Source organism: Geodermatophilus sp. SYSU D00758 (assembly GCF_054049955.1).
Window position 1 is genome coordinate 86475 of the sequence record NZ_JBJGYK010000001.1, and the last position, 12413, is coordinate 98887.

Below are 12413 nucleotides of genomic sequence, written 5' to 3' on the forward strand. Positions count from 1 at the left end.
GTCAGCGGGTCTCCTGGGTGCTGGGCACCCGGGCGGCGGACCCCCGGGCGTCGGTCTGCCCGGCGTCGGCCTGCCGGAGGAGGGCCGCGGCGGCGCCGCGGCGGTCGGGCTTGCCGGTGTGCAGGGTCGGGACGGCGGGGATGGCGTGCAGCTCCCGCGGCGCGGCGGGCCCCCCGAGCCGGTCGGCCACCCACCGGCGCAGCGCCGCGGGTTCCGGGGAAGCACCGGGCGCCGGGACGACGGCGGCCACGACCCGCTGGCCCCACTCGTCGTCGGGCCGGCCGAAGACCACCGCGTCGGCCACCTGCGGGTGCTCGCGCAGTGCCGCCTCGACCGCCTGCGGGGCCACGTTCACCCCGCCGGTCACCACGACGTCGTCCAGCCGCCCCTGCACGGTCAGCCGGCCGTCGGGGCCGAGCGTCCCGGCGTCGCGGGTGCGGAACCAGCCGTCGCCGAAGGCCGCGGCCGTCCCCTCGGGGTCGCGCCGGTAGCCCACGGCCAGGACCGGCCCGGCCAGCCGGACGCCCTCGGCGTCCACCGCCACCCGCACGCCGTCCAGCGGCACGCCGTCGTAGACGCAGCCGCCCGCGGTCTCGGTCATGCCGTAGGTCGTCACCACCGCGACGCCGGCGTCCCGGGCCCGGGCCAGCAGGGCGGGGTCGGTCGCCGCGCCCCCGACCAGCACCGCATCGAAGGCGGCCAGCGCCTCCGGCTCGCGGTCGAGGGCCCGCCGCAGCTGGGTGGGGACCAGCGCCGTGTAGCGGCGGCCCCGCGGCATCCGGGCCAGCGCTCCGGCCAGCGGCTCGTCACGCGCCAGGACGGTGGGCCGGGTGCCGGCCAGCAGGGAGCGGCAGAGGACCTGCAGGCCCGCGACGGCCGAGACGGGCAGCGCCAGCAGCCAGGCCCCCGGCCCGCCCAGCCGGGCGTGCGTCGCCGTGCCGGAGGCGCGCACCGCGGCCGCGGGCAGCAGCACCCCCCGGCCCCCGCCGGTGGAGCCGGAGGTGACCACGACGAGGTCGGCGCCGTCCTCCAGGGGCTGCTCGGGGGCGAGCACCGCCCGCGCGGCCGAGACCGCGGCCGCGGGGCCCGCGGGCAACACCGCCAGCGGCGCCGTGCCGTCGAGGGCGGCGCGCAGGGCGGGCACCAGCTCCAGCGGGTCGGCCGGCGCGGGCACGAGGGTCAGCTGCCGGGCCACGGCTGTCGAGGCTACTGCCGCTCTAGGGTGGGCCCGTGATCACCGGGGTCGGCGCGGAACTCGAGCCGCACGTGTGGTCGGTCCCGCTGCGCACCCGGTTCCGGGGGCTCGACGCGCGCGACGGCGTCCTGGTGCGCGGGCCGGCCGGCTGGGGTGAGTTCTCGCCGTTCTGGGACTACGACGCCACCGAGAGCCGCCGCTGGTGGCGGGCGGCGCGGGAGGCGGCCGTCGACGGCTGGCCCGCGCCGGTGCGCGACGCGGTGCCCGTCAACGTCACCGTGCCCGCCGTCGGGCCCGAGCGGGCGCACGCGATCGTCGCCGCCTCCGGCTGCCGCACCGCCAAGGTCAAGGTCGCCGAGCCCTGGCAGACGCCCGCCGACGACCTCGCCCGGGTCGAGGCGGTCCGCGACGCGCTCGGCCCGTCCGGGGCGGTCCGGGTCGACGCCAACGCCGCCTGGGACGCCGGGACCGCCGTCGCCCGGCTGCGCGAACTCGACCGGGTGGGCCTGGAGTACGCCGAGCAGCCCTGCGCCACGCTCGCCGAGCTGGCCGAGGTGCGCCGGCGCACCGGTGTGCGGGTCGCCGCCGACGAGGTGGTGCGGCGCGCGGCCGATCCGCTGGCGGTGGACCTGCGGGAGGCCTGCGACGTCGTCGTCCTCAAGGTGCAGCCGCTCGGCGGGGTCCGGGCCGCCCTGCGCGTGGCCGAGGCGCACGGCCTGCCGTGCGTGGTCTCCTCGGCGCTCGAGTCGTCGGTCGGCATCGCCGCGGGCGTGGCGCTGGCCGCCGCGCTGCCCGAGCTGCCGTTCGCCTGCGGCCTGGCCACGGTGGCGCTCTTCGAGGACGACGTCGCCACCGACCCGCTGCTGCCGGTGGACGGCGCCCTGCCGGTGCGCGCCGCCGTCCCGGACCGGCTGGCCGAGGTCGCGGCCGGGGCCGAGCTGGCTGCCCGCTGGCGCGCCCGGCTGGCGGCGGTCGCCGCGTGAACCCCTCCACCGCGCTGGCCCGCGTGCTGGTCGACGAGCTGGTCCGCGGCGGCGTCGGCGACGCGGTGGTGGCCCCGGGTTCGCGGTCGGCGCCGGTGGCCCTCGCCCTCGCCGAGGCCGAGCGCGCCGGCCGGCTGACCCTGCACGTGCGCATCGACGAGCGCACCGCCGCGTTCCTCGCCCTCGGCCTGGCGCGGGCCTCGGGCCGCCCGGTGCCGGTGCTCACCACCTCCGGGACGGCGACCGCGCACCTGCACGCGGCGGTGCTGGAGGCCGACGCCTCCGGCGTGCCGCTGCTGGCCCTCACCGCCGACCGCCCCCCGGAGCTGCGCGACACCGGCGCCAACCAGACCGTGCACCAGCCCGGGCTCTACGGGGGCGCCGTGCGATCGGCGGTGGACGTCGGCGTGCCGGAGGCCGGGCGGGAGGCGGCGCAGGCCCGGTACTGGCGCTCGCTGGTGGCCAAGGCGCTGCTCGTGGCCCGGGGCGCCCTCTCCGGGGACCCCGGCCCGGTGCACCTCAACCTGCCCTTCCGCGAGCCGCTGCTGCCCGACGACGCGGCGCCGGCCGAGCTGACCGGCCCCTGGGCCGGGCGGCCCGGCGGGGCGCCGTGGACCGCCGCGCAGCCCCGCGTCGCACCCGTCCCCGCCGCCCCGCCGTGGTGCCGGCGCACCCTCGTGGTGGTCGGCGACGGCCCCGCCGCGGCCGGCCGGCGGGCGGCGGAGGAGGCCGCGGCGAACGGCTGGCCGGTGGTCGCCGAGCCCAGCAGCGGGGCCTGGTCGGCCGGCGCCGTCCGCGGCGGTGCGCTGGTGCTGGGCGCCCCCGCCTGGCTCGCGGAGCACCGGCCCGACCGCGTCCTGGTGGTGGGGCGGCCGACGCTGTCCCGCCCGGTGAACGCGCTGCTGGCCGACCCGGGCGTCGAGGTCGTGACGGTGACCTCGTCGCCGCGCTGGCCGGACGCCGGCCGCTCCACCTCGCTGCTCGCGGGCAGCGCCGCCGGGGGTGCGCCGGAGGGCCCGGCGGACGGGCGGTGGGCCGGGGACTGGCGGGCCGCGGGCGCCGCCGTGGGCGCGGCGGTCGACGGCGTGCTCGACGCCGTGCCCGGCCTGACCGCCGCGCGGCTGGCCCGCGACGTGGTGGCCGCGCTGCCGGACGGCGGGCTGCTGGTCCTCGGTTCCTCGACCCCGGTCCGGGACGTCGACCGGCTCGCCGTGCCGCGCGACGGGCTCACCGTGCTGGCCAACCGGGGCGTCGCCGGCATCGACGGCACCGTGTCGACCGCGGTCGGCGCGGCGCGCGTGCACCAGCGGGGCGGTGGCGGGCCCGCGGTGGCCCTGCTCGGCGACCTGACCCTGCTGCACGACCTGCAGGGCCTGCTGGTGGCCGACGGCGAGCCCCGGCCGGACCTCGCGATCGTCGTCCCCGACAACGACGGGGGCGGCATCTTCGCCCAGCTCGAGCCGGGGTCCTCGCGCCACGAGGCGCACTACCGGCGGGTCTTCGGCACGCCGCACGGCCGGGACCTGGTCGCGGTGGCCGAGGCCCTGGGCTGGCCGGCGAGCGCGGTGGACGGACCCGCGCAGCTGGCCGCCGCCCTCGCCGGCGGGGGGCCGCGGGTGGTCGTCGTCCGCACCGACCAGCGGGCCGAGGCGCAGCTGGCGGCGGCGCTGCGCACCGCGGCGGCGGAGGCGCTGGACGGCTCCTGACCGGCCGGCTGGCCCGCCCGGCGGGGGAGGAGCAGGCTGTGAGCAGCCTCACACCTGCGACGTCGAGGAGTGCGCGATGGTCAGCCCCGAGCCCCGCACCGGTCCCGAGTTCTGGCGCGACCTCAAGCCGATCGAGAACGTCTTCCGCAGGGACGCCGCCCCCGAGATCTTCCTGCCCGACACCCTGGACGACGACGAGCGGTACTTCATCCCGCTGTCGGAGACGGTCGGCTCCCGCCCCCTGTGGATCTCGCTGACGCAGAACCGGTGGGCCGACGTCCTCATGGCCAGGCAGGCCGGGCTGGTGAACCGGCACTACCACCCGCACCAGGTCTTCGGGTACACGCTCTCGGGCAGGTGGAGCTACCTCGAGCACGACTGGGTGGCCACGAAGGGCACGTTCGTCTACGAGACCCCGGGAGAGGCGCACACCCTGGTGGCGCACGAGTCCGACGAGCCGATGCGGGTCCACTTCAACGTCACCGGACCGCTGATCTGGCTCGACGAGAACGGCGAGCCCGAGGGGACCTTCGACGCCTACGACTACCTGGAGCTGGCCCGCGACCACTACGAGAAGGTCGGTCTGGGCGCCGCCGAGGTGGAGAAGCTGCTGCGCTGACCGGGACCGCCGACCCGGGCCGCCGACCCGGGGGGTCAGCCCTCGAGCGCGGCCTGGAAGGCGGCGAACTTGGCCTGGGTCTCGGCCAGCTCGGCGGCCGGGTCGGAGCCGGCCACGATGCCGCACCCGGCGAACAGCCGGGCGGTGGCCGGGTCGTCGTCGCACAGCTGGGCGCAGCGCAGGGCCAGCCCGAACTCGCCGTCGCCGCGGGCGTCCAGCCAGCCGACCGGCCCGGCGTAGCGGCCGCGGTCCATCCCCTCCAGCTCGCCGATGAGCGCGGCCGCCGGCCCGGGCGGTGTCCCGCACACCGCGGCGGTGGGGTGCACCGCGCCGACCAGCTCCAGCAGCCCGGCCCGGCCGCGGGCGCCGCCGCGCCGCTGCAGGCCGGTCACGTCGGTGGCCAGGTGGCGCACGTTGGGGAGGGTCAGCAGCTGCGGGTCGTCAGGGGCGGTGAGCGTGGTGCAGTAGGGCGCCAGCGCCCGCACCAGCGACTCCACCGCGTAGGCGTGCTCGGCGCGGTCCTTGGCCGAGCCGAGCAGGGCGGCGGCCAGCCGGTCGTCCTCGGCGCCCGCGCCCCGGGCCACGGTGCCGGCCAGCACCCGCGCGGACAGCTCCCGGCCGGTCCGCCGCAGCAGCAGCTCCGGGGTGGCGCCGAGCAACCCCTCGACGGCGAACGTCCAGCAGTCCGGGAACCGGTCGGCCAGGCGGGCGAGCAGGTCGCGGGGGTCCAGCGGGGCGTCGGCGGTGACCAGCAGGTCCCGGGCCAGCACGACCTTGTCGAGGTCCCCGGCGGAGATGCGGCGCACCGCCGTCTCGACCGCGCGGCACCAGGAGACCGGGTCCAGGCCGCCGTCGGCGTAGCGCAGCCGGCCCAGCGGCGCCGGTGCGGTCGCGGGGGAGCGGGTCAGCTCCGCGGGCGGGTCGACGTCCCCGGTGGTCGTCACCCAGGCCACGCCGTCCCGGCGGCCGACCACCACGCGGGGGACGACGAGCACCGACGTCCCCGCCGCCGGGTCGAAGGCGATCCCGGCGAACACGACCGGCCCCGAGCCGGGCACGCCCAGCGGGTCGGTGACGTCCAGCCCGGCCACCGTCTCCTCCCACCACGCCGCGGCCTCGGCGAGCGCGTCGGGCCCGCGGACCTCCAGGCGCGCGGCCTCGCCCCAGCCGACCAGGCCCTCGCCGCGGCGCACCCAGGAGAGCGCGCCGCTCGCCGGCAGGAGGCCGAGCAGGTCCGGGGTGTCGGGCAGCACGGTCGTGGTGACCGGGTGCGCGGGCGCCTCCGGGGAGGTCACGGCGGCCGCAGTCACGGTCCCAGGGTAGGCAGCCGGTAGCGTCGTCCGCCGTGGTGGACCGGCGAGTGGACGCGGCGACGGCGGGCGTGCGGGCGGGTCTGGACAAGCGGCCGGCCGACGTGGCCGCCATGTTCGACCGCGTCGCCCGGCGCTACGACCTCACCAACACGGTGCTCTCCGCCGGTCGCGACGTCGCCTGGCGGCGGGCGACCCGGGAGGCCCTCGGCGCCCGTCCGGGCCAGACGGTGCTCGACGTCGCGGCCGGGACGGCGGTCTCGACGGTCGAGCTGGCCTCGGGCGGGGTGCACGCCATCGCCTGCGACTTCTCCCAGGGCATGCTGCGCGCCGGTGCCGACCGGCCGGTGCCCAAGGTGGCCGGGGACGCGACCGCGCTGCCGCTGGCCGACGCGAGCGTGGACGGCGTCGTCATCTCCTTCGGGCTGCGCAACGTCGTCGACCCCGACGCCGCGCTGCGCGAGTTCGCGCGGGTCACCCGGCCCGGCGGCACCCTGGTGGTCTGCGAGTTCTCCAGCCCGACGTGGGCGCCCTTCCGCACCGTCTACACCGAGTACCTGATGCGCGCGCTGCCGCGGATCGCCCGCGCGGTGAGCAGCAACCCCGAGGCCTACGTGTACCTCGCCGAGTCGATCCGGGCCTGGCCGGACCAGCCCGCGCTCGCGCGGCGCATCGGCGCCGCCGGGTGGGCCGGCGTGGAGTGGCGGGACCTCACCGGGGGCGTCGTGGCGCTGCACCGCGCCCGCCGGCCCTGACGCCGTCCCCGCTTCCGCCGCCGTTCCCGGTCGAGATCCCCACGATCTCGCACGGTCCCGGGGCCCGGTGCGTGCCGGATCGCGCGATCTCGACCCGAGACCCAACCGTGACGTCCGCATCCCGGGACGCCCCTTGTCAGCAACGTCACACCGCGGCATAGAGTGGGGACCGAGCGACCTTGTGAAGCAATTCACAAAGTCGGTAGGAACTCGAGGGCGAGGGGGCTCCCGTGGACGCGGCGGACCGGCGGGCCGACGTGGTCGTCGTCGGTGCCGGTCCGGCCGGCTCCGCGGCCGCGTGGCACCTGGCCCGCGCGGGGCGGGACGTCGTCCTGCTGGAGAAGGCCCGCCTCCCGCGGGAGAAGGTCTGCGGTGACGGCCTGACCCCGCGCGGGGTCAAGGCGCTGGCCGACATGGGCGTCGACACCACCGGCTGGGTGCGCCACCGCGGCCTGCGGGTCACCGGCGGCGGCCGGGTCGTCACGGTCGACTGGCCGGCGCTGGAGCGCTGGCCCGGCCACAGCCTGGTCCGCCGACGCGCCGAGCTCGACGCCCAGCTCGCCGCGCACGCCGTGGCCGCCGGCGCCCGCCTGCACCAGGAGGTCACCGTCACCGGCCCCGTCCTCGACGAGGCCGGCCGGGTCGCCGGGGTGGAGGCCGCCGAGGGCCCCGACCGCGCCCCGGTCCGCTGGCGGGCCGCGCTGGTCGTCTCCGCCGAGGGGCTCTCCGGTCGGCTGGGCAAGGCCCTGGGCCTCGTCCGCCGGGAGGACCGGCCGCTGGGGGTCGCCGTCCGCCGCTACGTGCGGTCCCCGCGCACGGACGACGACTACCTCGACATCTCCTTCGACCTGTCGGCCACCGGGCCCAGCGCGGACTCGATGCCGGGCTACGGCTGGGCCTTCGGCATGGGCGACGGCACCAGCAACGTCGGCTTCGGCCTGCTCGACCGGCGCCGCGGCACGGGGGCCGAGCCCCGCGCGGTGCTGCGGGGGTGGCTGGCGACCCTGCCGCCGGAGTGGCAGTTCGGCGAGGAGCACGCGGTGACCCCGCTGCGGGGCGCCGGCCTGCCGATGGCGCTGCACCGCCAGCCGGCCTACACCCGCGGCCTGCTGCTGGCCGGGGACGCCGCCGGGGTGGTCAACCCGTTCAACGGCGAGGGCATCAGCTACGCGCTGGAGACCGGGCGGATGGCCGCCGAGGCCGCCGTCGCCGCGCTGGCCGCCGCCGAGGGGCCGGCCCGGGAGGCCGCGCTGCGCGCCTACCCGGCCCGCCTGCGCGAGGAGTACGGCCGCCACCACCGGCTCGGCACCGCCTTCCTCGCACTGCTCGAGCACCCGGGGCTGGTCCGCTTCGCGACCGCGCACGGCCTCGAGCGGCCGCGGATGGTGGCCGCGGCGCTGCGGCTCATGGGCAACCTGTCCGACGGCCGGGACGGCGACGGGTTCGACCGCGCCGTCGCCGTCCTCACCCGGCTGGCCCCGGCGGTCTGACGTGCATCCCCCCGCGCTGTGCCGCCGTGTCGACACGCCCAGTGATCGAATGCCTGCACACGGGCACGTGATCCCGCTCACCGTAGGGTGCCGCTGATGCTCTCGAACTACGTGCCCATCGTCGGGCTGTTCGCCCTCGCCGCGGCCTTCGCGCTGTTCTCGGTGGCGATCGCGCCGTTCGTCGGGCCGCGCCGGTTCAACCGCGCCAAGCTCGCCGCCTACGAGTGCGGCATCGAGCCGGTCGACCAGCCGCTGACCGGCGGCCGGTTCCCGGTGAAGTTCTACCTGACCGCGATGCTGTTCATCGTCTTCGACATCGAGGTGGTCTTCCTCTACCCCTGGGCGGTCGCCAACGACGCGCTCGGGGTGTGGGGCCTGGTCGCGATGGTGGTCTTCATCGGCACGGTCTTCATCGCCTACGCCTACGAGTGGCGGCGCGGCGGGCTCGAGTGGGACTGAGGAGCTGACATGGGTCTCGAGGAGAAGCTGCCGAGCGGCGTCCTGCTCACCACGGTGGAGAAGCTGGTCAACTGGACCCGCAAGTCCTCCCTGTGGCCGGCCACCTTCGGGCTGGCCTGCTGCGCCATCGAGATGATGGCCACCGGCGCCGGCCGCTACGACCTGGCGCGCTTCGGCATGGAGGTCTTCCGCGCCTCACCGCGGCAGGCCGACCTGATGATCGTGGCCGGGCGGGTGAGCCAGAAGATGGCGCCGGTCCTGCGGCAGATCTACGACCAGATGCCCGAGCCGCGCTGGGTGCTCTCGATGGGCGTGTGCGCCAGCTCGGGCGGGATGTTCAACAACTACGCGATCGTGCAGGGCGTCGACCACGTCGTCCCGGTGGACATGTACCTGCCCGGCTGCCCGCCGCGGCCGGAGATGCTGGTCGACGCCATCCTCAAGCTGCACCACAAGATCATGCACGAGCCCCTGGGGCCCCGGCGGGCCCGCGAGCTCGAGCGCGCCCGGGCCGAGGGCGCCGCACCCGACCTGCACGTCGAGATGCCCTCCACGGTCCGCGTGGACAAGGCCCGGCGGGCCGCCTACGAGCGGGCCGCCGCGGAGGGCCGCACCGGCCAGTTCGCCATCGAGCAGCGCGGCGGCGACGCCGTCCTGCTGCCCGAGCCCTCCGTCCGGCCGGGGAGCACCGCGCTGAGCGCCGGCACGCGGGAGGGGGACCGGTGACCGGGCCGGGGGACCGCAGCGGCGCCGACCCCTCGCGCGGTGTCGCGGCGCCCGGCGGCGGCTTCCGCAAGGGCGCCTTCGGGGTCAGCGGCAGCGGCGACACGTCCGGCTTCGGCGGGCTGGTCCGCGTCGAGCCCGGCGGCGCGGTGGCGCTGCACTCGACCGAGCGGCCCTACGGCGGCTACTTCGACGAGGTCACCGACGCCCTGGTCGAGGCGGTCGGCGCGGCCACCTACGCCGCGGCGGTGCCGCGGGTGGTGGTCGACCGGGGCGAGATCACCTACTTCGTCGTCCGGGAGCACCTGCTCACGATGGTGCGCGCCCTGCGGGACGACGAGGCGCTGCGCTTCGAGCTGCTCTCCAGCCTCTCCGGCGTCGACTACCTCGACAGCGGCGGCCCGGTGAGCACGCCGGACCGGCCCCGGCTGCACGTCGTCTACCACCTGACGTCGATGACCTACCGGCGGCGCATCCGCCTCGAGGTCGCGGTGACCGCCGAGGACCCGCACGTCCCGTCGGTGACGCCGGTCTACCCGACGGCGGACTGGCAGGAGCGGGAGGCCTGGGACATGTTCGGCGTCGTCTTCGACGGCCACCCCGCGCTGACCCGGATCCTCATGCCCGACGACTGGGACGGCCACCCGCAGCGCAAGGACTACCCGCTGGGCGGCGTCCCGGTCGAGTACCACGACGCCACCATCCCGCCACCCGACACGAGGCGGAGCTACCGATGAGCACCACGTACAACCCCGCCGACCCCTACGCCGGCTCCCGGGAGACCACCGAGGGGCGGGTCTACACCGTCACCGGCGGCGACTGGGACCAGACGCTGGGCACCGAGGCCTACGGCGAGGAGCGGCTCGTCGTCAACATGGGCCCGCAGCACCCGTCCACGCACGGCGTGCTCCGGCTGGTCCTCGACCTCGAGGGCGAGACCGTCACCAAGGCCCGCGTCGTCGTCGGCTACCTGCACACCGGCATCGAGAAGAACACCGAGTACCGCACCTGGACGCAGGGCACGACCTTCGTGACGCGGATGGACTACCTGTCCCCGCTGTACAACGAGGCCGGCTACTGCCTGGCGGTCGAGAAGCTGCTCGGCATCCAGGCCCCGCCCCGCGCCCAGACGATCCGCGTCCTGGTGATGGAGCTCAACCGGATCGCCTCACACCTGGTCGCGCTGGCCACCTTCGGCATGGAGATGGGCGCGCTCACCGGGATGACCAACGGCTTCCGCGAGCGGGAGATGGTCCTCGACCTGCTCGAGGAGATCACCGGCCTGCGGATGAACCACGCCTACATCCGCCCCGGCGGGCTGGCCCAGGACCTCCCCGAGGGCGCGGTCGAGCACATCCGCGAGTTCCTCGGGGTCATGCCGGCCCGGGTGGCCGACTTCCACAAGCTGCTCACCGGCCAGCCGATCTGGCAGAACCGGCTCAAGGACGCCGGGTACCTCGACGTCACCGGCTGCGTGGCGCTCGGCGTCACCGGCCCGGTGCTGCGGGCCACCGGCCTGCCCTGGGACCTGCGCAAGGTGGAGCCCTACCTGGGCTACGAGACCTACGACTTCGAGGTGCCGACGGCCGACACGTGCGACGCCTGGGGCCGGTACCTGGTCCGCATGGCCGAGGTCAACGAGTCGATGCGGATCATCGAGCAGGCGCTCGACCGGCTCGAGCCCGGCCCGGTCATGGTCGAGGACAAGAAGATCGCCTGGCCGGCGCAGCTGTCGCTGGGCCCGGACGGCATGGGCAACTCGCCGGCCCACGTCGCGCACATCATGGGCCAGTCCATGGAGGCCCTGATCCACCACTTCAAGCTGGTCACCGAGGGCTTCCGGGTGCCGGCCGGCCAGGTGTACGTGCCGGTGGAGAGCCCGCGGGGCGAGCTCGGCTACCACGTGGTCAGCGACGGCGGCACCCGGCCCTGGCGGGTGCACGTGCGCGACCCCAGCTTCGTCAACCTGCAGGCCACGGCGGCGATGAGCGAGGGCGGCATGATCGCCGACGTCATCGCCGCGATCGCCTCGCTCGACCCGGTGATGGGGGGGTGCGACAGGTGAGCGAGCCCGTGAGCGAACCCATGAGCACAGCAGCGCCGCGCGCGGCGTCGACGCGCGCCGGCGAGGAGGCGGCGTGAGCGCCCTCCCGGGGAGCGGACCGGGCACGGCGGTGACCGGGCTGGACGCCTCGCCGGTGGACTCCTCGCCGGAGACCCTGGCCGAGCTGCCCCCGCTGACCGAGCAGACCCGGCGCGAGGCGCGGGTGATCATCGCCCGCTACCCGCAGCCGCGCTCGGCCCTGCTCCCGATGCTGCACCTGGTGCAGAGCTACCAGGGCTACGTCTCGCCCGAGGGCGTGGCGCTGTGCGCCGAGGAGCTGGGCCTGACCAAGGCCGAGGTCGGGGCGGTCGCGACCTTCTACACGATGTACAAGCGCCGCCCCACCGGCCGGCACCTGGTCAGCGTGTGCACCAACACGCTGTGCGCCGTCCTGGGCGGGCAGCGGATCTACGACGCGCTGTCGGCGGACCTCGGCGTCCACCACGACGAGACCACCGCCGACGGCTCGGTCACCCTCGAGCACGCCGAGTGCCTCGCCGCCTGCGACTACGCGCCCGTGGTCACCGTCGACTACGAGTTCTACGACCAGCAGGACGTCGAGAGCGCCCGCGCCCTCGTCGCCGCGCTGCGCCGCGGCGAGAAGCCGCACCCCACCCGGGGTGCCCCGCTCACCGACTTCCGCGGCGTGTCCCGCCAGCTGGCCGGCTTCTCCCAGCACGCCGACGAGGCCGCGGCGCGGGCCGCCGTCGACGCGCCCATGCAGGACGAGCCGACCCTGCGCGGCGTCCGCCTGGCCGCCGAGCGGGGCGAGGCCGCCCCGCCCATGCCCGGCCCGGAGCCGGAGCCGGCCGACGCGGGGGAGCCGGCGGAGACGGTGGCGCCCTCCGGGCGCACCGGTGAGACGCCGGAGGAGGAGGCCGCCGACGCGCGCGTCGCCGCCGCCGACACCCCCGCGGAGCGGGCCGGCGCCGCGCAGACCCACCCCGACAAGGGCGCCGAGTACGGGCGGCCGCGGCCGCCCGGCGGCCGGGAGCGGGAGGGCACCGACACCCCGCCCGCCGCCGAGCCGGCCACCGGCACCGACCCGACCCAGAGCAAGGAGGCCTGA

General features: G+C 77.0%; 12 protein-coding genes. 10 read left to right on the top strand and 2 right to left on the bottom strand.

Annotation, left to right across the window (positions count from 1 at the left end):
• Position 1: 1 nt before the first annotated feature.
• A complete protein-coding gene (gene menE / locus ACI8AC_RS00480; protein WP_456894185.1) occupies positions 2-1195 on the bottom strand; it encodes an o-succinylbenzoate--CoA ligase in 1194 nt (397 codons plus the stop codon).
• A 35-nt stretch (positions 1196-1230) separates the two neighbouring features.
• On the opposite strand from menE, the gene ACI8AC_RS00485 reads away from it, so the two are divergent.
• From ACI8AC_RS00485 to ACI8AC_RS00495, 3 genes are all read left to right on the top strand, one after another.
• Entirely contained in the window at positions 1231-2178 is a 948-nt protein-coding gene (locus tag ACI8AC_RS00485; RefSeq protein ID WP_456894187.1) for an o-succinylbenzoate synthase, read from the top strand.
• Positions 2175-3884 (top strand): 2-succinyl-5-enolpyruvyl-6-hydroxy-3-cyclohexene-1-carboxylic-acid synthase, encoded by a 1710-nt coding sequence (gene menD / locus ACI8AC_RS00490; protein WP_456894189.1) that lies wholly within the window; start codon positions 2175-2177, stop codon positions 3882-3884. Before ACI8AC_RS00485 ends, menD begins: the two co-directional genes overlap by 4 nt.
• Positions 3885-3960: 76 nt before the next feature.
• Positions 3961-4503, top strand: a complete 543-nt coding sequence (locus ACI8AC_RS00495; protein WP_456894191.1) for a 2,4'-dihydroxyacetophenone dioxygenase family protein — start codon at positions 3961-3963, stop codon at positions 4501-4503.
• 35 nt (positions 4504-4538) lie between these two features.
• On the opposite strand, the gene ACI8AC_RS00500 is transcribed toward ACI8AC_RS00495, so the two are convergent.
• On the bottom strand, positions 4539-5813 hold the full coding sequence (locus tag ACI8AC_RS00500) for an isochorismate synthase (protein WP_456894193.1): 1275 nt from the start codon (positions 5811-5813) through the stop codon (positions 4539-4541).
• A gap of 35 nt (positions 5814-5848) precedes the next feature.
• On the opposite strand from ACI8AC_RS00500, the gene ACI8AC_RS00505 reads away from it, so the two are divergent.
• From ACI8AC_RS00505 to nuoE, 7 genes are all read left to right on the top strand, one after another.
• On the top strand, positions 5849-6568 hold the full coding sequence (locus tag ACI8AC_RS00505; RefSeq protein ID WP_456894195.1) for a demethylmenaquinone methyltransferase: 720 nt from the start codon (positions 5849-5851) through the stop codon (positions 6566-6568).
• A 230-nt stretch (positions 6569-6798) separates the two neighbouring features.
• Complete coding sequence (locus ACI8AC_RS00510; protein ID WP_456894197.1) at positions 6799-8058, top strand: geranylgeranyl reductase family protein; 1260 nt, start codon at positions 6799-6801, stop codon at positions 8056-8058.
• Between the two features lie 96 nt (positions 8059-8154).
• Complete coding sequence (locus tag ACI8AC_RS00515) at positions 8155-8517, top strand: NADH-quinone oxidoreductase subunit A (RefSeq protein ID WP_456894199.1); 363 nt, start codon at positions 8155-8157, stop codon at positions 8515-8517.
• Positions 8518-8526: 9 nt separating this feature from the next.
• Complete coding sequence (locus ACI8AC_RS00520; RefSeq protein ID WP_456894201.1) at positions 8527-9243, top strand: NuoB/complex I 20 kDa subunit family protein; 717 nt, start codon at positions 8527-8529, stop codon at positions 9241-9243.
• Positions 9240-9977, top strand: a complete 738-nt coding sequence (locus ACI8AC_RS00525) for an NADH-quinone oxidoreductase subunit C (RefSeq protein ID WP_456894203.1) — start codon at positions 9240-9242, stop codon at positions 9975-9977. Before ACI8AC_RS00520 ends, ACI8AC_RS00525 begins: the two co-directional genes overlap by 4 nt.
• On the top strand, positions 9974-11305 hold the full coding sequence (locus ACI8AC_RS00530) for an NADH-quinone oxidoreductase subunit D (protein WP_456894205.1): 1332 nt from the start codon (positions 9974-9976) through the stop codon (positions 11303-11305). Before ACI8AC_RS00525 ends, ACI8AC_RS00530 begins: the two co-directional genes overlap by 4 nt.
• 73 nt (positions 11306-11378) lie before the next feature.
• Entirely contained in the window at positions 11379-12413 is a 1035-nt protein-coding gene (nuoE, locus tag ACI8AC_RS00535) for an NADH-quinone oxidoreductase subunit NuoE (protein WP_456894207.1), read from the top strand.

Bases quoted from the DNA above. Each gene is read 5' to 3' on its own strand.
- ACI8AC_RS00515 (WP_456894199.1), top strand. From the start codon at position 8,155: ATGCTCTCGAACTACGTGCCCATCGTCGGGCTGTTCGCCCTCGCCGCG.
- ACI8AC_RS00520 (WP_456894201.1), top strand. From the start codon at position 8,527: ATGGGTCTCGAGGAGAAGCTGCCGAGCGGCGTCCTGCTCACCACGGTG.
- ACI8AC_RS00495 (WP_456894191.1), top strand. From the start codon at position 3,961: ATGGTCAGCCCCGAGCCCCGCACCGGTCCCGAGTTCTGGCGCGACCTC.
- ACI8AC_RS00530 (WP_456894205.1), top strand. From the start codon at position 9,974: ATGAGCACCACGTACAACCCCGCCGACCCCTACGCCGGCTCCCGGGAG.